At 50.0% G+C, this 21,197-nt stretch carries 17 protein-coding genes; 14 read left to right on the top strand and 3 right to left on the bottom strand.

All coding sequences use genetic code 11. The features are described 5' to 3' along the window. Window positions 1-67: 67 nt before the first annotated feature. Complete coding sequence (locus AC0YN4_RS17625; protein WP_475836315.1) at window positions 68-1,108, bottom strand: efflux RND transporter periplasmic adaptor subunit; 1,041 nt, start codon at window positions 1,106-1,108, stop codon at window positions 68-70. A gap of 297 nt (window positions 1,109-1,405) precedes the next feature. Between AC0YN4_RS17625 and AC0YN4_RS17620 the strand changes: the two genes are divergently transcribed. The 13 genes from AC0YN4_RS17620 (at window position 1,406) to AC0YN4_RS17560 (ending at window position 15,431) form a co-directional block, all read left to right on the top strand. Beyond that, entirely contained in the window at window positions 1,406-2,578 is a 1,173-nt protein-coding gene (locus tag AC0YN4_RS17620) for an MFS transporter (RefSeq protein ID WP_475836478.1), read from the top strand. Between the two features lie 709 nt (window positions 2,579-3,287). Beyond that, entirely contained in the window at window positions 3,288-3,473 is a 186-nt protein-coding gene (locus tag AC0YN4_RS17615) for a hypothetical protein (RefSeq protein ID WP_475782384.1), read from the top strand. 137 nt (window positions 3,474-3,610) lie between these two features. Continuing rightward, window positions 3,611-4,375 carry a DUF2087 domain-containing protein gene (locus AC0YN4_RS17610; RefSeq protein ID WP_475782383.1) on the top strand — a complete coding sequence of 255 codons (765 nt, stop codon included), beginning with the start codon at window positions 3,611-3,613 and terminating at the stop codon, window positions 4,373-4,375. Window positions 4,376-4,426: 51 nt separating this feature from the next. After that, on the top strand, window positions 4,427-4,843 hold the full coding sequence (locus AC0YN4_RS17605; protein WP_090985036.1) for a GIY-YIG nuclease family protein: 417 nt from the start codon (window positions 4,427-4,429) through the stop codon (window positions 4,841-4,843). Window positions 4,844-4,868: 25 nt separating this feature from the next. Next, window positions 4,869-6,137, top strand: a complete 1,269-nt coding sequence (locus tag AC0YN4_RS17600; protein ID WP_475782382.1) for an MFS transporter — start codon at window positions 4,869-4,871, stop codon at window positions 6,135-6,137. 199 nt (window positions 6,138-6,336) lie between these two features. Beyond that, the gene (locus AC0YN4_RS17595) at window positions 6,337-7,386 is read left to right on the top strand and encodes an ABC transporter substrate-binding protein (protein WP_475782381.1); all 1,050 of its coding nucleotides are present in this window, start codon (window positions 6,337-6,339) and stop codon (window positions 7,384-7,386) included. Between the two features lie 29 nt (window positions 7,387-7,415). Beyond that, window positions 7,416-8,294: an ABC transporter ATP-binding protein gene (locus AC0YN4_RS17590; RefSeq protein ID WP_475836314.1), complete on the top strand. Its 879-nt coding sequence runs from the start codon at window positions 7,416-7,418 to the stop codon at window positions 8,292-8,294. Continuing rightward, on the top strand, window positions 8,287-9,159 hold the full coding sequence (locus AC0YN4_RS17585) for an ABC transporter permease (RefSeq protein ID WP_475782379.1): 873 nt from the start codon (window positions 8,287-8,289) through the stop codon (window positions 9,157-9,159). Before AC0YN4_RS17590 ends, AC0YN4_RS17585 begins: the two co-directional genes overlap by 8 nt. Before the next feature lie 33 nt (window positions 9,160-9,192). Beyond that, entirely contained in the window at window positions 9,193-10,551 is a 1,359-nt protein-coding gene (locus AC0YN4_RS17580; protein WP_475836313.1) for an LLM class flavin-dependent oxidoreductase, read from the top strand. A 65-nt stretch (window positions 10,552-10,616) separates the two neighbouring features. Then, entirely contained in the window at window positions 10,617-11,552 is a 936-nt protein-coding gene (locus AC0YN4_RS17575; protein ID WP_475836312.1) for a TauD/TfdA dioxygenase family protein, read from the top strand. A 411-nt stretch (window positions 11,553-11,963) separates the two neighbouring features. Further along, window positions 11,964-12,542 carry an RNA polymerase sigma factor gene (locus AC0YN4_RS17570; RefSeq protein WP_475782376.1) on the top strand — a complete coding sequence of 193 codons (579 nt, stop codon included), beginning with the start codon at window positions 11,964-11,966 and terminating at the stop codon, window positions 12,540-12,542. Then, window positions 12,539-14,089, top strand: a complete 1,551-nt coding sequence (locus AC0YN4_RS17565) for an ABC transporter substrate-binding protein (RefSeq protein WP_475836311.1) — start codon at window positions 12,539-12,541, stop codon at window positions 14,087-14,089. The genes AC0YN4_RS17570 and AC0YN4_RS17565 overlap by 4 nt, the downstream gene beginning before the upstream one ends. Then, entirely contained in the window at window positions 14,082-15,431 is a 1,350-nt protein-coding gene (locus AC0YN4_RS17560) for an ABC transporter substrate-binding protein (RefSeq protein ID WP_475836310.1), read from the top strand. Before AC0YN4_RS17565 ends, AC0YN4_RS17560 begins: the two co-directional genes overlap by 8 nt. A 211-nt stretch (window positions 15,432-15,642) precedes the next feature. On the opposite strand, the gene AC0YN4_RS17555 is transcribed toward AC0YN4_RS17560, so the two are convergent. Beyond that, window positions 15,643-15,726, bottom strand: coding sequence for a putative holin-like toxin (locus tag AC0YN4_RS17555; protein WP_475782477.1), 84 nt, complete (start codon window positions 15,724-15,726; stop codon window positions 15,643-15,645). A gap of 550 nt (window positions 15,727-16,276) precedes the next feature. On the opposite strand from AC0YN4_RS17555, the gene AC0YN4_RS17550 reads away from it, so the two are divergent. Beyond that, window positions 16,277-18,637 carry an immune inhibitor A domain-containing protein gene (locus AC0YN4_RS17550; protein WP_475836309.1) on the top strand — a complete coding sequence of 787 codons (2,361 nt, stop codon included), beginning with the start codon at window positions 16,277-16,279 and terminating at the stop codon, window positions 18,635-18,637. Window positions 18,638-18,769: 132 nt separating this feature from the next. On the opposite strand, the gene AC0YN4_RS17545 is transcribed toward AC0YN4_RS17550, so the two are convergent. After that, complete coding sequence (locus tag AC0YN4_RS17545; RefSeq protein WP_475836308.1) at window positions 18,770-21,076, bottom strand: helix-turn-helix domain-containing protein; 2,307 nt, start codon at window positions 21,074-21,076, stop codon at window positions 18,770-18,772. Between the last annotated feature and the right edge of the window lie 121 nt (window positions 21,077-21,197).

Genomic DNA, 21,197 nt, shown 5'->3' with positions numbered 1-21,197 from the left:
GAAAAAAGCGTCCCGTGCTGCAAGGTGTATGGAGTTCATACACCAAGCGCATGGGACGCTTCTGTTATTAGTTATCGATGATGATCTTCTGGCCTTCATCGATCCCCTTCTTAATTTCGACCTCGGCACTAGTCTTGAGGCCGACTTCGACGTCGACTTCTTTGATGCGATCATTCTCGATAATCTTCACGTAATTGCGGCCAAACATGCTGTTTAGGCTGCCGCGCGGAATAATGAGGACATTACTGCGTTTCTCGATAAACAGCTTAATGTCAGCCAGCTTACCGATCTCGATCTGCGGTTTCGGCGCATCCAGTGCGATAATAAGCGCTCTGGAATTTCGTCGTTTAATGGCATCGACATCGCTCTTAGGCGCAGTTGCCGGTGTTTGGATGACGGTGCCCTTGTAGATCTTCTTATCCACCGTGACGTCCACTTCAATGCCCTTCTTGACAGAGGCGATCTTGGAAGCGTCTGTTGCCTCGTAGATAAAGTTGACTTTATTCGGGTTGGAGATGATTGCCATCGTTTGCAGCGCTTCTACCGTTTCACCGGGCTTGAGTTCATTCAAGTACGTTATGATTCCGTCTGCCGGAGAGATCAGAAGCGACTTCTGGTACTGCTTGCGCAGGGCATCAAGTTGAAGCTGCTCTTTCTCCAGGTCGATGTGGGCGAGACGTGCATCTTCCTCGTCGCCGCTCTTCACGGCATCGGAGTAACGCAGCGAACGCTGCTCAACGGTAAGCTCCTGTAGCTTGATCCGGAGCGGCAAATCTCCGGTGTCGAGCTCGGCAATCGGTGAGCCGGCTTTCACGGTATCTCCGGGCTGCACGTACAGCTTCTTCAAGCGTTCGCCGGATTCCGGGAACGAGACGGATTGATTCGTATCGGAAGAAGCGGTTGCGGTAGAGGATAAATAGAGTTCCATATTGCCGCGTTTGACGGCTTCTGTTTCGTGAATTTCTTCTTTCTTGCTTAGAATAGGGGGCTGAAGCGACTCTTCTTCAGCAGGAAGCAAGGAGCAGCTGCTGAGTATCAGAGCGGCTAGCGATCCCATGAGTGACATGCGCAGCAATGAAATGGAAGTACGATTACGGAACTTCGGCACGAAATAATCTCCCCTCATAATGGGCACTTATTGGAAGGACAAGCGTCACTACTATGTAAAGAATAACGGCACTGTATAGCGATGTCAACGATTACATTTCCAAATATTAGTTGGGAATTTTGCTTAAGAATGGATAATTGTCACTACGTAGCGATTATGCTAAGGTTTGCAGGTAGACTAAAGGTAGACGGAGATTCACCTTATCACGTTGTGATAGGTTGTATTTGAGAAAGGTGGTTGGGGAGTTTGGCTACAGCTTCACCACGTGCAGCTGCTTTGCAAACCGGTACACTGTACATGATTTTGTTTGCAATCAGTGCTGTACATTTATTGAATGATACGATGCAGGCCGTCGTATCCGCACTGTTTCCTGTCTTTGCAAAATCACTTCATCTAAGCTATGGGCAAATGGGCTGGATTGCCTTTACGCTGAATATGACTTCCTCCGTCATGCAGCCTGTCGTGGGCTATTTCTCCGACAAACGGCCGATGCCTTGGATGCTGCCGATCGGAATGGGGCTTAGCTTGCTTGGGATGGCCGGACTTGCGTATGCGCCGAATTTCTATTCCGTCATAGGAGCGGTTGTGTTTATCGGCTTGGGTTCAGCGGTATTTCATCCGGAGGGCTCCCGTGTCGTATATTTTGCGGCTGGTGGACGCCGAGGGCTCGCGCAATCCATCTATCAAGTCGGAGGCAATGCGGGGAGCTCGCTGGCTCCGCTGATGACGATCTTTATCTTCTTGCCGCTGGGACAGCCCGGCGCGATCTGGGGGACGTTATTGGCAGCTGCGGCTATCGCGATCTTATTGCGGGTGGTTCCTTGGTACAAAGGGCAGCTGGATCAGCATGGGAAGCCGGCTAAGAAATCAGCGAGAGCGGCGACTCAGAACGGTGCGGCAGTTCAGAGCAGAGGCGTGATTATTTTCGCCATGACGATATTGATTCTGCTCGTTTTCTCGAGATCCTGGTATTTCAGCGGCATCTCGAACTTCTATAACTTCTTCGCCGTAGAGAAGTATGGGTTGTCGACCAAGGCGGCTCAAGTGCCGATCTTCATCTTCATGGCTGCCGGTGTGCTTGGCACCTTCTTCGGCGGCGTGCTCGCTGACAATTTCGGCCGCAAGCGGATGATCATGTTCTCGATCGGCGGTGCTTCCCCGTTCGCGCTGCTGCTGCCTCATTTATCCATTGAGTGGGTGTATCCGGTGAGCTTCGTGCTCGGCTTCATCCTGCTGTCCGGTTTCTCCGTCAGCGTCGTATACGCACAGGAGCTTATTCCGAACAACGTCGGCATGGCGTCAGGTCTCATTACGGGACTCGCCTTCGGCATGGGAGCGCTCGGCGCCATCATCTTGGGACATGCCGCAGAAGCTTGGGGGCTGACTAAGGTGATGAACTACTCCAGCGTTCTCCCGATGATCGGGTTATTAGCGATCTTGCTGCCGCCTGATCGGCGAGAGACAGCATAGTAACTTGTGGCTGTCCCTAAAGTACGCATTGTGTACTTTCGGGACAGCTTTTTATTTTGCTCGAGGGAAAGGTGGAGGGCGGCGGTCGGTTGGGTGGAGGCGCGAAATGCTGCTGGAATTGCAACATTTTAGCCGTCTGATGGACTGTAAGAGCCTATTGTTGCCCACTCTGCAACATTCCCGGTCGTACGAGCGGATGAAAGGGGGGTTGGCGCGAGAATGTTGCTTTTGGCACAACATTTCCAGCAAAAACCCTTATTTTCGCCTGAAAATGCTGCCTATTTGTCAACATTTAATCCGGGGGAGCCGTCCAAATGTCAGCATTTCAGCCAGGTGGCTGCCAGATGTAAGAGAGGAGCAGGTTACATAGTAACGGAGGTTGGAGGTGTCAGAGTGACTGCGACAGTGGCTACAGCGAGGAAGAGGAGTTCATCGTAATAGCAGAAATAGCGGAAGTGGGGATGACAGTTGCAGCAGGTGGTAACACTGCTAATGTGGAGGTGCAACGCGTCAGTGACAACGGCTTGCAGAGTTGATAGCCGAAACAGCAACTTCTCGAGGTAACTTATAGGAAGGGAGCGACAGCCCCGCATCAGCCCCTTGAAACGAAGCACATCAATCGTATAAGCTAGAGGTGAGGCACTGATCTTGCATTTGATAGCTACAGCAATAGGCGGTCTCAACTTAATAGGAGGAGCGTGCATTAAGCATGGCGAAGAGTACGGCGCGTAAGCAGCGCGATAAGAAGCTGCAGCAAGGCGGGATGGATCCAACTATGCAACGAGGGAATTGGAACGGTGTGAAACCTGTGACGAGGGTGAAGCCGGATAAACGGAAATATGCGTATCCGAAGAATGACGATGATCGAGGCTTTAAGCGTGCCAGAGCAGCTTAAAGATTGGATCATCGTCATTCTTTTTTATATATCTATACTACTTCCAGCTTCTTACTATACAATCGTTTATTGAATAAAACTAAACAAAGTGATATATTATCTAGGTAATTATCAAACGAATGATGGAGTTGTTTGTTATGGACATTTCAGAATCCTTCTATACCGCATCGCTCTCAGAGCTGAAGCAAGGTTATGTATATCACGGGGAATCCGATAGCTATTACTGCTTAGTTTGCGGGGAACAATTTGAAGAGGGCATCATCTATTCGATTGATACTCGCCTCATGGAAGCTCACAAAGCGGTTGCCAAGCATATCGGCAGCGTGCATGGATCCATGCTTCAATATCTGCTTGAACTAGATAAGAAAGCAACGGGTCTAACTGATTTGCAGAAGCAGCTCATCAGTGCATTTGCCTCAGGCTCTTCCGATGCAGACATCGTGAAGCAAACCGGCAGCGGCAGTGCGTCAACCATTCGCAATCACCGTTTCGCGCTGAAAGAGAAAGCGAAGCAGGCAAAGCTGTTTCTTGCCATCATGGAGCTGATGGACGGAGGCCTTGCGCAAGGAGCGAAATTTGTGCCGGTGCACCGTACGGCTCCTCTGGTTGATGAGCGTTTTGCGATCACACACGATGAGTACAAAGCACTGCTAAACAAATATTTGCCGCAAGGATTGGCTGGGCCGCTCACAGGTCTGCCGCGTAAGGAGAAACGCAAAGCAGCACTGCTCCGCCACATTGCAACCAGCTTCAAGAAAGGCCGCAAGTACAAGGAAGCTGAGGTCAATGAGCTGCTCAAGCGGTTCATGGAAGAAGATTATGTGACGCTTCGAAGATACTTGGTCGACTATGGTTTTCTAGATCGTGAGAGCGACGGAAGCGTATATTGGCTGAGCCTGTAAGCTGACAGAAGCACCAAGCATGAATGGGAATGACTGAAGGAGGAATTTACAATGATGAACAGACGTAAGGAATTACAGAATGAATATGGCATGAAGCAGCGCGCGATGGGCGTGTTTCAAATCATCAATGATCGGAATGGCAAACGTTATATCGCCTCATCACCGACACTAGACTCGGCATGGACGCGCCAGAAGTTCTCGCTCGACATGAACGGTCATATGAATACTGCTCTACAAGAGGAGTACAGAGCACAAGCAGGCGCAGACTTCAGATATGAGGTATTGGAGCAGCTCAGTCTTGGCGAAGAGGTGCGTAATGACTACAAAGATACGCTCATTCCCGGCACGGAAATCGTCGATCGCAATGCCTTAATGAACTACCGTGATTCCCTCAAGCGGCTGGAGAAGAAGTGGCTTGATGAATTACAGCCATACGAACCGAACGGTTACAACCGTCCGCCCAAATAGAACCGAATAAGGAGTTAGGTACGAAATGAATACTAACCAAGTGGCACCCGAAGGTACAACAGCCCAAACGCCGCTGCTGCGGAACCGCTTTTTTCAAACGATCCTCATGTCGAATATTATGCTGCAAATTGGAATATGGGTGCGAAACTTTGCCATCCTACTCTATGTGACCGATCAAACGAACAACGATCCCATTGCTGTATCTCTGATCTCCGTTGCGGAGTTCTCACCGATTTTCCTATTCGCCTTTATTGGAGGCACCTTCGCGGACCGCTGGCTTCCGAAACGAACGATGATTTGGTGTGATTTCATGTCGGCCGCATCCGTCGTGCTGGTGCTGGTCGCACTTGTGTATGAATCATGGGCCGCCGTTTATTTGGCCACCTTCTTATCCGCGACGTTGTCGCAATTCTCGGCACCTTCATCGATGAAGCTGTTCAAGCAGTATGTACCACAGGAGCAACTGCAAAGCGCGATGGGAATCTTCCAAACGCTTATGGCGGTGTTCTTAATCGCCGGGCCATCCGTAGGAACAATCGTTTACCAAAACTTCGGCATTCATGTCTCCATTGGCGTTATGGGGGTAGCAAGTTTGTTATCCGCACTTATCCTGTTCCGACTCCCGCAAGATAAAGCGAGCACGCAGCGCGATCCCGGAGCGAAGCCAACCTCCGTCATGACGGAAATGAAGGAAGGACTTCGCTATGTGTGGAGCAGCCGCGTACTTCGGAAGATGTGTATCACCTTTGCACTGGCAGGCTTATCGGGCGGTATTGCGCAAACGCTGGGGCTGTTTGTCGTGACGGAACGACTCGGGCAGCCGAAGGAATTTCTGCAATATGTGCTCATGCTGAGCGGGATTGGCATGCTAATTGGCGGTGCATTTATTACGGTCATTTCGAAGAAAATGTCTCCGGTTAAGATGCTGGCGCTCGCCTTAGGCGTAAGCGCGATCGGTACTGTCTGTGTTGGTTATTCCGTGAACGTACCGTTTACGCTGAGTATGCAGTTGATTATGGGCATGATTTTCCCAATGGTCCATATCTCGATCAATACCATTATGCTTAAATGGTCAAAGCCTGAATTTATCGGACGCGTCAGCGGCACACTAGGTCCGATGTACATGGGAGCAATGGTGCTCATGATGGCATTGGCCGGACCGCTGAAGACGATCCTTCCGCTTACCACGATTTATACGTTGTCCGGCTTATTAATGCTTGCCGGAGTGCTGTCGCTGGTGCCGCTTTTCAAGCAGCAGGCTCCTGAGTCGGCAGCAACGAGCATATCGGCTTAAAGAAAAATTTACCTAATACTTGTTGACACCGAAAGGGTCAGCAGGTATTATCATGTATAAATCATAGTAAATCGATAGGAAAAGAATATTTTAATCCACCGGATTGCCGGAGAGGGACCAATCATCGAGAGATGAGTGCGTCTCTTTTTTTTATCACATTTTCCTGTGATTCTGATTAAATTCCGATGGAGGGTTGCCCATGAAACCGCATTTTGTAAGGAAATCAGCCTTAACCGCATTCACGCTGCTCATCGCTACATCCCTGGTATTGACCGGGTGTAACGAGAAGGATGCCAGTGCAACTGGCAAGAAAAGTGACGGAGAACCAGAGGTCTCGGAGCTCCGATACCAAGGGTCGGTCGGCGCTGTAACCTTCCCCGAATTAGCGGAGGATCTCGGTTATCTCGCCCCGCTGAAGCTGAACTATATCGGCAATACGATCAGCGGTCCGCAGGATATTCAGTCCGTCGTGACCGGCGATACCGACTACGGCGGCGCATTCAACGGCGCCATCGTCAAGCTGCTGGCTGCCAAAGCGCCGATTAAGTCCGTGATCTCCTACTATGGTGTGGATGATGCAACTTGGACGGGGTACTACGTCCTTGATGGCAGCCCAATTAAGACGGCAAAGGATCTGATCGGCAAGAAGATCGCGGTGAACACGCTTGGCGCACACCATGAATTTGTCATCAAGGAGTATTTGCACAGAGGCGGGCTGACTGCAGATGAGATCAAGCAAGTGACGCTCGTGGTCGTTCCGCCGGTCACAACGGAACAGACGCTTCGCGCGAATCAAATCGATGTTGCTGCTCTGGGCGGCACTTTGAGGGATAAAGCGGAAGAACGCGGAGGCATTCATCCGCTGTTCAAGGATAAGGATTTGTTCGGGACATTCAGCGCAGGCAGCTATGTAATGACGGATAAGTTCATTAAGAATAATCCGAACGCGGCCAAGAAGTTTGTGGAAGCTACTGCCAAAGCCATCGAGTGGGCACGAACAACACCGCGCGAGGAAGTCGTTGCCAAGTTCGAGGACATTATCAACAAACGCGGCCGGAAGGAAGACACAGGCGCGATCAAGTTCTGGAAGAGCACGGGGGTAGCCGGCACAGGCGGACTGATCGCCGACAAGGAGTTTGACACTTGGATTAAATGGCTAATAGCCGAAGGTAACCTGAAGGAAGGGGAGCTGACGGCAAAAGATCTCTATACGAATCAGTTCAATCCCTATCAGGGTGAAACGAAATAATCGCGAATCAGGAAAGGAGCATGAGGAGCATGGATGCCAAAATCAGCCTCCGGAACGTACACAAGTCGTTTCGGATTCAGCGTAATCTATCCCATCTGAAGGCAGATCTGCAGCCGGTATCGGCGCTGCAGAATATTAATTTGGAAGTTAAGCAAGGCGAGTTTATGGTCATTGTCGGCCCGAGCGGCTGCGGGAAATCAACGCTGCTGGATCTGCTTGCCGGACTGACGACACCGAACAGCGGGCAGATTCTAATGGACGGCAAACCGATTAAAGGGCCCAATCTGGAGCGCGGAATCGTTTTTCAACAATATGCATTATTCCCTTGGAAAACAGCACTCGCCAATGTGGAATTCGGACTGGAGACCAAAGGCGTTCCGCGTAAAGAACGCAGAGAGATCGCCCGCAAGTACATCTATCTCGTCGGCTTGGCCGGCTTCGAGAATCGGTATCCCCATGAGCTGTCCGGCGGCATGAAGCAGCGGATCGCCATTGCTCGCAGCCTCGCTTACGATCCCGAGGTGCTGCTCATGGATGAACCTTTCGCGGCGCTCGATGCGCAGACGCGTGAAACCCTCCAAACCGAGCTGCTCCGCATCTGGGAAGCGACGAAGAAGACGATTATTTTCATCACGCATGGGATTGAAGAGGCCGTTTATCTCGGGCAGCGTGTTGCGGTTATGACTTCAAGGCCGGGCAGAATCAAGCAAATCATCGACGTTCCGTTCCAGTCTCGTACAACGGAAGAGGATCTGCGATCTAATCCGGAGTTTGTGCGCATTCGGCATCAGATCTGGGATTTGCTCAAGGATGAGGTGTCTAGGGCGCAGGAGCAGGAGAAGAACAAGAGCCTCGTTGCAGGAAGCGTCAAGAAATCGATGAACAAAGGAGTGGCTGGCGATGGCTAACGTAACGACAGGAAACGGTAAAGCTCTGGCGCGCTACGAAACCGAAACGGCTCAAACTCCGGCGGAACAGCCGGGCAGCGCCGCGCTTCAAGCTGCTGGTGTTCACGCGCGGAAATGGTTTCGCAACCTTGTTGTCATCGTTGCTTTTCTCGTCCTATGGGAGCTCGCCCCCCGCAGCGGATTGGTAGACAGCACCTTCTTCCCGCCGTTGTCCGAAGTGCTTAAGGCGTGGTGGGGGCTGCTGTTATCCGGCGATTTGGCTGCCCACACCGAAGCAAGCTTGACCCGATCATTAGGCGGATTCCTGCTGGCGCTTCTCGTGAGCGTGCCGATCGGGCTTGCGATTGGCTGGTGGAAGCCGGTTGCCGCGTACCTGAATCCCCTGCTTGAGGTGATGCGCAATACGGCGCCGCTTGCGATTCTTCCGGTTTTTATCCTGCTGCTTGGACTCGGAGAAACGTCGAAAATCTCCATTGTCTTCTATGCCTGCTTCTTTCCACTGCTGCTCAATACGATCAGCGGGGTGAAGAACGTCGATCCACTCTTGATCAAATCCGCCAAATCGATGGGACTCTCCTCTGTTGCACTCTTTCGCAAAGTCATTATTCCCGCTGCTATCCCTACGATCTTTATCGGTATCCGTCAGTCTGGGGCGGCCTCCATTCTTGTGCTTGTTGCGGCTGAGATGGTGGGGGCGAAGTCGGGCCTTGGTTATCTCATTCAATATACGCAGTTTAGCTTTCAAATCCCTGAGATGTACGCCGGTATTGCGTCCATCTCCGTCATCGGCTTGATTCTCAACTATGTCATCTTGTACATCGAGCGGAAGCTAACGTCGTGGAGACAGACCTACGGCGACCAATGAGTTCTCGAATGAGGAAAGGTGCGTGGAGAAGCGATGGGCAACAAACAGAAGAAACAGATGAATTTGAATGTATTCATTATGAATGCCGGCCATCATGAGGCGGCATGGAGGCATCCCGGGACGGAGCCGCAGAACATTACGGATATTGCGTATTTTCAGCGAATAGCGCGAATCGCCGAGCAGGCTAAGTTTGATTCGCTGTTCCTGGCAGACGGTCTGGCGGTGAGCAATAACATCAAGCACGGTGCTTTTGTCGGGCTGGAGCCGTTCACGCTGTTGTCCGCGCTGGCTGCGGTCACGGAGCAGATCGGTTTGATCGGCACCGTATCGACGACCTACAACGAGCCATTCCATGTCGCTCGCAAATTCGCTTCGCTGGATCATATCAGCAAAGGCCGCGCGGGCTGGAACATTGTGACCTCCGGCAGCGAGTTTGAGGCAAGCAACTTCAGTCGCGATAAGCATCTGGAGCATCACAAGCGGTATGAGCGCGCCAAAGAATTCCTTGAGGTGACGACGAGTCTGTGGGACAGCTGGGAGGATGATGCAATCGTCATTGACCGCGAGGCCGGGGTATTCGCGCAGCCGGAGAAGGTGCGGAGCATCAACCATGCCGGCGATGCGTTCAAGGTGCGCGGACCGCTGAATATTCCGAGATCGCCGCAGGGTCATCCGGTTCTGGTGCAGGCCGGCTCCTCGGAGGACGGCAAGGAATTTGCGGCGCAATATGCGGAGGCGATCTTCACGGCGCAGCAGACTTTGGTCGAAGCGCAGCAGTTCTACAGCGATGTGAAAGCACGCGCAGCCAGGTATGGAAGAAATCCGGATGAGCTTAAGATCTTACCCGGCATCTGCGCGGTCATTGGCGCAACGGAGTCCGAAGCGAAGGAGAAGGAGCAGCAGCTTAATGAGCTGACGGTTCCCGAGTATGGACTCAATCAGCTCTCGAACTTGCTGGGCCTCGATTTGTTCACCTACCCGCTAGACGGGCCGCTGCCTGAACTGCCGAACGTCGGCGATATTAACGGGAACAAAAGCAGATTCCAGCTGGTAGCTGATCTTGCGACGCGTGAGCGGCTGACGATTCGCCAGCTGATTCACCGGCTGGCCGGAGGACGCGGACACCGCGTATTCGCAGGCACCGCGGTGCAGGTTGCGGATGAGCTGGAAGCCTGGTTCACGCAGGGCGGGAGCGACGGCTTCAATGTCATGCCGCCGTACTTGCCGGCGGGGCTGGAGGAATTTGCTTCGCAGGTCGTACCGGAGCTGCAGCGCAGGGGGCTGTTCCGGACGGCGTATCAAGGGCGGACATTGCGGGAACATTTTGGCCTCGGGCGACCGGTTAATCGGTATGGGACACAGGCTCCATCTCCATTGGCAGCAAGGAACTAACCACATAGATGAAAGAACAAATGAAGGAACAATTGAGGTAAAAACAAATCCAAGGAGGCAATACCATGAGCAAAGTAGAACAAAATGAAACGATTGGTCAAGCATTCGAGGTTCGTCCGGTAGCAGGTAGAATCGGCGCAGAGATTAGAGGGGTTAAACTCTCTTCCAGTTTAAATGAAGAAACGGTTAGCTTCATTAGAGAAGCGCTGCTGAAGCATAAGGTTGTTTTCTTCCGCGGTCAAACTCACCTTGATGATGCAGGGCAGGAAGCTTTTGCCCAATTGCTTGGCGATCCGGTATCTCATCCGACGGTGCCGAACAAGCAAGGAACCGACTATGTATTGGAGCTTAATTCCAATCACGGCGGTCGTGCCGATTCCTGGCATACGGACGTTACTTTCGTGGATGCTTATCCGCAGGCCTCCATTCTGCGGGCAGTTGTCGTGCCGGAGGCTGGTGGCGATACCGTCTGGGCGAATACCGCCGCAGCCTACGACAATTTGCCTGCCGAGCTGCAGAAGCTGGTCGACGGCTTGTGGGCGGTACACTCCAATGAATATGACTATGCTGCGTATCGGAGCAGACCTACAGATGAAGCGGCGGAGACGAGATATCGCGAAGTATTCGTATCTACTTTATACGAAACGGAGCATCCGCTCGTACGTGTGCATCCGGAGACAGGGGAGCGGACGCTGGTTTTGGGCCATTTTGTGAAGCGGATCCTCGGATTGTCTTCCACAGACTCGGCTCAACTGTTCTCGCTGCTGCAAAATCATATTACTAAACTGGAGAACACCGTTCGCTGGCGCTGGGCAGAAGGCGATGTTGTCATCTGGGATAACCGGGCGACGCAGCATTATGCAGTCAACGATTATGGCGATCAGCACCGTGTTGTTCGCCGCGTTACGGTCGATGGCGATGTACCGGTAAGCATTGACGGAAGGAAGAGTGTTACGCGCAAGAAGGTAGGGCCGGCGGGTCAAGTCGGGGAAACGGCTTAATAGCGGGTAATCATGTATAATTGCAAAAAGCCTCGAGAATGGAAGCTGGAAACAGCTCTGCCGCTCGGGGCTCTTTTTCAATTCGTAAGGCTCTGTTTTCGGCTATTGTAGCTTTCGAACAGGAAAACAAATATCTGTGATGGATTCCTCGGATTCCGGACCATGATTGCGTTCATCATAGATTTCGCTAATCCAATGAATTTCATGACGGGCTTGTCTACTAATAGAGCTTCCATATTAAACCTCCATGGAGATGGTATGTCTTGCAATTGGATTTGGATTTGGTAGTATTCTACAAGTATAGTATGAAGTATGATTCTGGGCTTGTAAATTCTTCCTTTTTACGCAAAGCAATAGAATAATTATCCATGATAGGGAACCTTTCCGGCACTCTATCGTCTACTTGATGAGGTGAACGACTTGCAGTTTGATTACTTGAAGCATGTAACAGGCGGATTAGACCGGCATGCGGTGCTGAATGAGCTTATGGCGGCGTACGGTAAAGACGTTTGGAATTTCGCTTTCTTCTACACACGTTCCAGAGAGCTGGCCGATGATATTTCCCAAGATGTATTCGTGAAGGTGTTTCAACAGCTCTACGAGTTCCGCGGGCAATCGTCGATCAAAACCTGGCTGCTGGCCATTACTCGCAACACGGCGCGCGACGTGCTGCGGTCGGCATGGATCAGACGTGTGACCTTCTTCGGAGGGATCGTCCGTCCACAAGAGCAAACTTCGCCTTCGGCGGAGCGGGAAAGCTTCGATAAACTGATGACCGAGGAGATTTGGGCGGTTGTCTTGAAGCTGCCGCAGAAGCTGAGGGAAGTGCTGCTGATGAACAGTCATTATGGACTTTCGATGCAAGAAATGGCGGACATGCTCCACGTATCGGTCGGTACGGTGAAGTCGAGACTTCATCGTGCGCGAGCTGCGGTTAATCGCAGTCTTACCCAAGAAGCGAAGTGGACTGGGGAGGAAGAATGGACATGAAAGAACCGTTAAACAGCTGGGAGCATAAGCTTGCGGGGAAACCTCCCGTGAAGAATGGGTTCACCTCAGAACTGGAGCATAAAGTGAGGGAGCGCATTCATATGCAAAATGAGAAAAGAAGGTCGCCATATCGCGCGGTTGCAGCATTCATGAGCATCGTATTGTTGCTGGGCTGTGGCTGGTGGTTCCGCGATGATGTGATGGCGATGCTGAAACCCGATACGAACGAGAGTATTCCGGCGGGGCTGCGCGGTGATCCGCTGAGAGACCGGGAATATACGCTTAAGATCCATCAGTTTGCACAGGATGGCAGCATCGAATATCAGATTAAGCGGCCGTTTATTATTCGTCACCCTTCCGTGAAGCTGAATACGGTCGATGCGCCTAGAGATTTATATAATGATCCCGAAATGTTTAAAGCTTGGATGGATAAGGAGCAGCCGGACATGCTGCAGCTTCCGTTGAAGTTGTTTAGGGAGCTGGCGGCAGACGGGAAACTTAAGTCTCTGGATACGATTGTGAAAGAACGGAAATTTGAGCTTGGTGCCCTCTATGCGCCAATTGTTGAACTGCTGCGGCAGCTGGGCGGAAGCGGCGAGTTATATGGGGTACCGTCGGATTTTAATTCTACGGCGCTGTATATTAATGAAGATGCTTTTGCGAAGCAGGGGATTCCGCTGCCTGAGGGCGAGGTTTCGCCGGAGGAGATTTTGCAGCTTGCCAAACGGTTCCAAGGTACAGGGATTAGCGGTCTCGGGTCATTCGATCGTGACAATAAATTTGCGCTGACGAAATTCTTCGGACAAGTATCCGGGCTGCAAACCTTAAGTAAGAGTAATGAGGGCAAGACGGAGGCCACTGTCAATTCCGAGGCATGGAAGCAGATTTGGCAATCGGTCGCGGCCGGATATCAGGAAGGTTGGATCATGCAGCAGAAGCCGATAGAATATGGCAAGAACGGCATTACGATGGAGGATATGGGCAAGAATGACGCGTTTGCTCAAGGCAAAATAGCCATGATGATCGCGCCGAGCTATTTCTATTCGAACTTGGAGAATTATGCGTTTGAGGGAGTCATGAAAGTGAACTGGTCGACAGTTCCGCTGCACGTGGACGCATCCGCCACAAACCAATTGTCATTCTTGGGCACAAATACCGTATATGCAATCAACGCTGCTTCAACCCAAGAGGATGCGGTCTGGGAGTTGATTTCGTTCATTATAGGCGGAACATGGCGTAGTGGGCTTGAGAATGCGCAGCTATTCAGCACTTTGTTGGCTGATCAATTGGGCATGGATGATAAGGAAAGCAAGCACTGGAAAGCATTCTATGAGAATAACGTTGATGCGGGAAAGGCAGCCGAGGAGTACAGAGTTGCTTTCGACAATCGAGCGAAGGGAGAGTTAGATGCTGCCATATACACATCTGGCGGCGAACAGATGGAAGCCGTTGTGAAAGGAACGAAGTCTGTCGATGCAGCGCTTGACGAATGGCAGAACACATTGGAAATGAGGCTAGCCGGAAAGGGTGATCAGACTCATGAGTAGTCGAGTACGTCGCCCTTCATACGTGGGTTTCATCAGCGTTCTGGTGATTAGCTTCCTACTAAGCGGCTGTATGGCGGATAAACGGGCGGCCGGCAACGAGAAAGAGGTCATTCGTATTGCGCTGTCTACCAAGAGCAGCTATAACTTTACAATTGGGGATTTTGTAACTGCTGCTTTCCCGAATTTCCAGGTTGAGCTCATCGAGATGGAGCCGAATTATAAGCCAATATCGGCTGAGCAGTACGAGAAGAAGCTGAAGCAAGAGAAGCCGGACCTTGTTCTGCTCGGCTATTCAGGCAAATATCCCGGATTGGCGGAACATGGCTTACTGGAGGATCTGTCGGTACGGCTGCAAGCAAGTGGGATGAAACCAGATGACTTCTATCCCGGGATGATCGATAAAATCAAACGCGAAGGAGGCGGAAATCTATATGCCTTAGCTGCTTCCTTCCAAGCTTCAGTTCTCTATTACAACGCGGATTTGTTTAATAAATACATGGTTGATTTGCCTCGAAACGGGATGACTATCATGGATGTGATGCAGCTGGCCAGCCAATTTGCGAAAGCAGGAAGCCGCAAGGATGGGATTGTCGGCTATCATCAGCCGTTCAGCAGTATGCCGAACAGTCTGCTTCTCAGTCTGTCTAGCTCGGAAGGGCTCCAGGCCTACAATTATCGAACCGGTAAAGTAACCGTGGACACGCCTGCTTGGCGCAATCTATTCGCGACTGTCGTAAATCTCTATAAGAATGGCACTTTCATGATGCAGGATGTCAAAGGAGACATGGTTGGCGGTACGTTGACTTTCGATGAGGAAGCCGTGAATGAAGCGGATTTGTTTAAGCAAGGCAAGTCTGCGATGACCATCGGTAGTTATAACGGCATCAAAGGGATGAAGTTTGAAACAGGCATGGTTACGCCGCCGGTTAGTTCCATTGATACGAGCAGATCTGTTCATTTAGCGGTATATGATTATATGGCGATACCGGCAGGTGCGCGAAATGCCGATGCTGCGTGGCAAATCATCGAGTTCATGCTGAGTGATTATGTGGCAAAGGCCAAATCCGGTATTCAGGACGCGTACAGTATGCCAACGCGCAGGTCCTACATGAGCTACGATCATAATCCCGTGCTGGCAGAGCTGTACGAGACGCTTCCCAGCATCGATCAGAGTTATTCGCTCGAAGGGTATGATCCTAAATTCTTAGAACTGTTTCAGCAGCTTCAAGATCGTGAAGTGAAAGCTGCCGTTAATGGCGAGAAGAGTGTAGACGCCTGTATCGCTGCTGTGCAGAAGGAAGGACAAGCATTGTTAGAAGCGGCGAAGCCGAGAAGTCAATAACGATTCAATTTGTTCAATTGACAGTCTGTTTTACGAAATGCATATGTTCAACCCCCGAGCGAATATGGTATTATATTGGCAAAGAAACATAAACAGGCAAAGAGAGTCGGCGGCAACCGACTCCCGGCGCGATTAACCGCTTTTAAGGGCGGAAGGCTGTATCAGGATATGAGATTATAGAGTAGACCGCATTCCTTCGCGAGAGGGCGGTCTATTTTTTTTTGAGGTAATTGAGCAGCGCGAGAATAAACATGCCGAACGTAAACATCAGCGTGATCGCGTCTTGAACCTCCATGGCGTCACCTCCCTTCCGGGAGACTAGCCGACCGCCCTTGCAAGCCATTCATCGCTTCTCTATTATAAGCGAACGCTTGTTCGTGTGTCTATATGTAATTTGGTACATGTTGGGAGGGGGGCTACATTAGATTAGGAGGTAGTGTTACTACTACTAGCTACCCCACCTACCACCTACCACCTACCACCTACCACCTACCACCTACCACCTACCACCACCTACCCTACTTGTCTGCAACACGCATTTTATATTGGGCCTAGTCCCAATACGATAGTTCTTGAGGCTTGAACAAACATGCATCAATCGCATCCACCACATTTTGATTGCTTCGTCTTCCGCCCGGAGACATAAATTCAAAGGAATAGGTTGGGGGAATTCGTTTGTCTTTCTAAGATAATTTGTTCGTTTTATAGGGAGTTTCACCAATGGAGCAGTTACGGTGAAGCATAATTGGGGGGAATTTTATTCGACATCACACAGCATTTTTCTACAATACGTCTACTGTATACTAACCTTGCAGTCTATTTCATATAACCAGGGGGTAAAAGAATTGCCCAAAACAGGATGGAAATTGCTATCGGGTATCTCCGCCAGTGCCATTGTGGCGAGCACTTTATTTAACGTTGGTACTCATGCGGATAAACAGGCAGCAAGTGCAGCAATTCGGGAATGGGCAACGACTGATTTAGGAGTGGCCAATGACGAAAGACTGATTGAGATGCTAAAAAAGCAAGGAAAGATCGGAAAGGATGCAAGTCCCGCGGAAGCCGAACAAGCGTTGACGGCTTTTTTGAAAGCGAAAAATCAAGCAGCAAAACCAAAAGGGTTCGACTCCGATGTTCTGGAAGTGTTGAAAGACAAATCGCATTCAAACGCTAATGGATTGGTGAATGGCAAGGGTAATAAATTAGGGCAAGCCAAAAAATCGACGATCGACTCTGTTGAAGCAGAAGCCTATAACGGCGGTGTCCGTACGGATAAAGTGCTCGTATTAGCGATCGATTTTCCGAATTACCCGAAAAGCTCCATTACCAAAGAAGAAACGGATATGTTTTATGAAGATTACACCCATGATCATTTTCAAACTATGATTTTCGGCCCGAACGGCTATATAGGGCCAAATGGTAAAAAGATGATTTCCATGAAGCAATATTATGAAGCCCAGTCGGGCGGAAGCTATACCGTTGAAGGAACGGTAGCGGGCTGGTACACAGCCAATTATCCAGCCGCGTACTACGGAGCGAACTATCCAACGCCGGATGGCGACGATATTAACGCCAGGGGCTTGGTAAAAGAAGCGCTTAAAAAAGCAGCTCAAGATCCATCCATTAACTTAGCCGACTATGATGTATGGGACCGCGACGATTACAACGGAAACGGCATTTACAATGAACCGGACGGCATCATTGACCACTTAATGGTCATTCATTCCGGGGTAGGCGAAGAAGCGGGCGGCGGAAGTTTAAGCTTGGATGCGATTTGGTCACACCGCTCGAAACTTGCTGCGGGTCCAGTTGCGGTTCCGGGCGGAAAATCCAATAGCAATCGTTTTGGTGGATTGTTAGGCGCTTGGGATTACACGATTGAACCGGAAGACGGGGCTGCTGGCGTTTTCGCTCATGAATATGGTCACGATTTGGGCCTTCCGGATGAATATGACACGCAATACACCGGTGCCGGTGAACCGGTTGCATATTGGTCCATCATGTCGGCAGGAAGCTGGGCAGGAGCCGTTCCAGGTACAGAGCCATCTGGATTCAGCCCGTATGATAAAGAAATGCTGCAGCATTTACACGGTGGAAACTGGCTTAGCGGAACCACTATCCATGCAAATGATGTAACGAGCGCGGGAACAACCGTTTTATTGGATGAAGCTTCCACTAAAGGAACCAACCATGACGCGGTACGCGTGGATTTACAGGATAAAGAAAATCACGTGAACGTTCCAACGAGCGGAACCTATGAATATTATAGTGGTTCAGGAAATGACATCGACCATTCAATGATAGCAACGGTTAACCTGACCAATGCTGCGCATCCGGCTTTAACGTTCCAAGCTTGGTACGACATTGAAGAAGATTGGGATTATGCGTCTGTTCAAGTGAAAGAAGAAGGGACTAGCGTCTGGACTTCCGTTCCGGGAAACATCACGAAGGACAGCAACCCGAACAACCAAAATCCAGGTCACGGGATTACGGGGGTATCAAACGGGTGGGTACCGGCTGCATTTGATTTAAGTGCCTATGCAGGAAAACAAGTGAGCATTAAGTTTAACTATTGGACAGATCCTTATGTCGCTCAACGCGGATTCTATGTGGACGATATTCAACTCACATCTGACGGCCAACCGATTTTATCGGATAATGCAGAAGGAAATTCAGCGTTTACGTTACAAGGATTCGCCAAAGACAAAGGAACCTACTTCTCTACAAATTACTATCTATTAGAATGGAGATCCCATAACGGGGTGGATGCGGCTTTAGGGCACATCCGTCGCGGCGCAAGCCTTATGAGTTATGACCCAGGTCTAGTGGTTTGGTATGTGGATGAAACCTTTGACAATAACTGGACAGGCGCTCACCCCGGTGACGGATTCCTGGGCGTTGTCGATGCGGATCAGCGTGCAATGAACTGGAGCGATAAAGCGGTTGCTTCTTCTCGTTACCAAGTTCATGACGCAGCATTTGGATTGAATAAAACAAATGCCATGTTCTTGGATTACAAAAACCTTTTAGGTATTACGATGAAAGATAATTATACTGCTCGCAACCCATTGTTTGATGACCATGAGAACTTCTCGAACCCTGGTCTAATCGATGCCGGACGTAACATTCCAGCTAACGGATTAAAGTTCCGTGTGGTGGGCGAAAGTGCGGATGGCACAGTCGGCAAAGTCTTGATTTTTAAATAATGTAGAAACAGCGGAAAGGGTGCCAATCCAGCTAGGATTGGCACCCTTCTTGTCATTTGAGCTCTATTTATTTCTAGTAAACGTTTGACCGGGCTTGCCGCGGCAACTGCTCCTTATTGTTTTATTCAGCTGTCATGAAGCGGTATGGCGATCCCGGTATTGGCCGGGGGTAATGCCTTCTAACTTGCGGAAGGAACGGATAAAGTTCTGCGGATTGTTGTAGCGCAGCCTGGCAGCAATGTCTTTCACGGGAATATCGCTCTCTCTTAGCCATTTTTTGGCCATGCTGAACCGGTATGTCGCCAAATATTCGCTAAAGGAGCTATTCGTTTCCTTGCGGAAAACGCTGCTTAAATAATTGGAATTGTAATTTAGCTTCGCGGCGCATTCCTCCAGCGATAGATCGGTATCGTAATGACGATGTATCAGATCAATGATCTTCTCCGAAATGTTGGAGTATTGGGCATCCTGCCGGTCTCTGAAAATACGCACCATGGGGAAGATGATGCGCGTCCAGAACCAATCCTCGATTTCCGGCACGGTATTCAATTCGAATAGCTCCTCAAATAACGAGCTCCGGCCGGAGCCAATCTGATTCATGCTTATCCCTGACTCCTGCTTAACGACCAGCAAGCTATTCAAGAGGCGCACCAAGGGGAAATGATACTCCTGCGGTGACATCTTCACGGAGAAGACGGGAGACAGGAAAGCTTGAAGGATCTCCTTCGCTTTCTCTTTCTCGGCTAATTTGATGGCATCAATGAGGTCGTTTTCCAATTGGCTCGGGTAGCTCCTGATAAAGTAATGCTTCCCTGCATTTACGTGCTCATATTGGATAACGATGCCTTCACCGAGTTTTAGCCGGTATTTCAGTGCATCCAAGCCTTCTTGATAGGCGGCAGGAAGGAGCCCGATTTCATGGAATGGAAGACTGATGCCGATGCTGACCGTCAGATGAAGGAAGCTTTGAATCTGCTGCTGCAATTGTTCAGTCAACATAAATAGGGAGGTTTTAAAGTCCTCGATTTCTGCAGCTGCGCTGCCGAACAGCGTGACGACCGTGTGATCGATCGTCAATGAAACAAGCCGATTCTCGGGCGGTATGAGCTCTTCGATCATATTCTGGACGGCAAAGAGCAGCAGCTCGATGTCTTGTTTGCCGTATCTGGTTTCGTCCAGCGAATCGATTTGAAGAGTCACGACTGCCATCGAATTCCATTTTTCAAGCTGAGCACTGAATCCGAACCGCTCCAATTGCACTACGAGATCGCTTCGCTTCACATTCCCCTGGAAAGCTTTAGCCAAGAAGAACGTGCGTACCTGCTTGAGATGCTGGTGGAGCTCGCTTTCGAGCCTTGTTTTAGATTGAGCCAATTGCCGAATTTGTTCACCGATCGCCTGGAATTCGTTCGTCCGATTCTGACGGATATCGGGCTTGCGCAGGTCTATTTGTTTCAGAAGCCTTTCGATAGGCGAGTACATGCGCCGTGATCCCAGCCATGCGAGCAGCATCGTAATGAGCAGCATAAACGCGCAAACCGCAACGGTATACATGCCGATTTTTTTAGACTCTTTCGTCAGGCTGGCTATGGAAGTGATAGACATATAGATCCAGCCGTTAGTCGGCGATTTGTAATAGGTAACGGAAAACGATTGATGATCGATATCCGACAAGAATTGACCGATTTGCTCGTTAAGCTTGCTTTCTTGATCGAATCCGATGGCCGACAAGGGCTTTCCGATGAAATCGCGGTCAGGGTGGACAATGATGCGGTGCTGATCGTCGATAATCAACGTTATGTCCGACAGATCCGGTGCATGTTGAAGAAGCGACTGCAAACTGCAGGTTGGAATGTTTGCCATGATAATCCCATAAGGATTTGGCTCGGTTACAGGCAGCTTCTTAATCAGGCTAACGCTGTACGTGCACATCGCGCTTTCGGCACTTTCCTCGCTGTAAAACAAATGGGACGGATTCATGACCCATGCCGTATCGGATCTAGCTTCAATCAGACCATCGAGCTGATCATGGAAGGCATATCGATCGAATCGATACAAGCCGGAATTTTTAATCATCCAATTATGGCGCTTGTTTATTAAGACCACATCTTCCAGTTTGGTATCAAACGACTGCATGTGCAGTAGCTCGTCTCGCAGATTGCCATAAAGATTGAAATCGCTTACAGTTAAGGAGCTGTTCATTGCGTTTTTGAGCACGGCGGAGTTAATGACTTGGTTAAGCGTATGGTTGACAGTCGTGAGAATTTGCTCTACATTGGCATTAATTTGCTCGAGAAGCTGGATTTTTCCTTTGTTTACATCTTTTTGTATTTCATTTGACGAAGTTACATACGAGAAGATACCGATGAACAAAACTGGCAATGTGCTTAGCAAAAAACAGAAAAAGGTTAATTTGGTCAGAAAACTGAATGAGCGCATCAAGAGCCATCACCTTATCAATGTTATACCACCATTGTAGGCTATCCCTAAGTACATGGACAATAATCATTAAAGCCTAGAGTAATCATTATTGCAGATTCGGGGGGAATTGATTTGTTGC

The sequence above is a fragment of the Paenibacillus sp. J22R3 genome (assembly GCF_056269305.1).
The sequence above is the reverse complement of the archived record's forward strand: the minus strand, read 5'-3'. Positions and strand labels throughout refer to the sequence as shown.

What these genes read in the sequence shown, in the direction of transcription:
- AC0YN4_RS17620 (WP_475836478.1), top strand. Translation starts at nt 1,406, where the DNA reads ATGATTTTGTTTGCAATCAGTGCTGTACATTTATTGAATGATACGATG.
- AC0YN4_RS17615 (WP_475782384.1), top strand. Translation starts at nt 3,288, where the DNA reads ATGGCGAAGAGTACGGCGCGTAAGCAGCGCGATAAGAAGCTGCAGCAA.
- AC0YN4_RS17610 (WP_475782383.1), top strand. Translation starts at nt 3,611, where the DNA reads ATGGACATTTCAGAATCCTTCTATACCGCATCGCTCTCAGAGCTGAAG.
- AC0YN4_RS17605 (WP_090985036.1), top strand. Translation starts at nt 4,427, where the DNA reads ATGATGAACAGACGTAAGGAATTACAGAATGAATATGGCATGAAGCAG.
- AC0YN4_RS17600 (WP_475782382.1), top strand. Translation starts at nt 4,869, where the DNA reads ATGAATACTAACCAAGTGGCACCCGAAGGTACAACAGCCCAAACGCCG.
- AC0YN4_RS17595 (WP_475782381.1), top strand. Translation starts at nt 6,337, where the DNA reads ATGAAACCGCATTTTGTAAGGAAATCAGCCTTAACCGCATTCACGCTG.
- AC0YN4_RS17590 (WP_475836314.1), top strand. Translation starts at nt 7,416, where the DNA reads ATGGATGCCAAAATCAGCCTCCGGAACGTACACAAGTCGTTTCGGATT.
- AC0YN4_RS17585 (WP_475782379.1), top strand. Translation starts at nt 8,287, where the DNA reads ATGGCTAACGTAACGACAGGAAACGGTAAAGCTCTGGCGCGCTACGAA.
- AC0YN4_RS17580 (WP_475836313.1), top strand. Translation starts at nt 9,193, where the DNA reads ATGGGCAACAAACAGAAGAAACAGATGAATTTGAATGTATTCATTATG.
- AC0YN4_RS17575 (WP_475836312.1), top strand. Translation starts at nt 10,617, where the DNA reads ATGAGCAAAGTAGAACAAAATGAAACGATTGGTCAAGCATTCGAGGTT.
- AC0YN4_RS17565 (WP_475836311.1), top strand. Translation starts at nt 12,539, where the DNA reads ATGAAAGAACCGTTAAACAGCTGGGAGCATAAGCTTGCGGGGAAACCT.
- AC0YN4_RS17560 (WP_475836310.1), top strand. Translation starts at nt 14,082, where the DNA reads ATGAGTAGTCGAGTACGTCGCCCTTCATACGTGGGTTTCATCAGCGTT.
- AC0YN4_RS17555 (WP_475782477.1), bottom strand. Translation starts at nt 15,726, where the DNA reads ATGGAGGTTCAAGACGCGATCACGCTGATGTTTACGTTCGGCATGTTT.
- AC0YN4_RS17545 (WP_475836308.1), bottom strand. Translation starts at nt 21,076, where the DNA reads ATGCGCTCATTCAGTTTTCTGACCAAATTAACCTTTTTCTGTTTTTTG.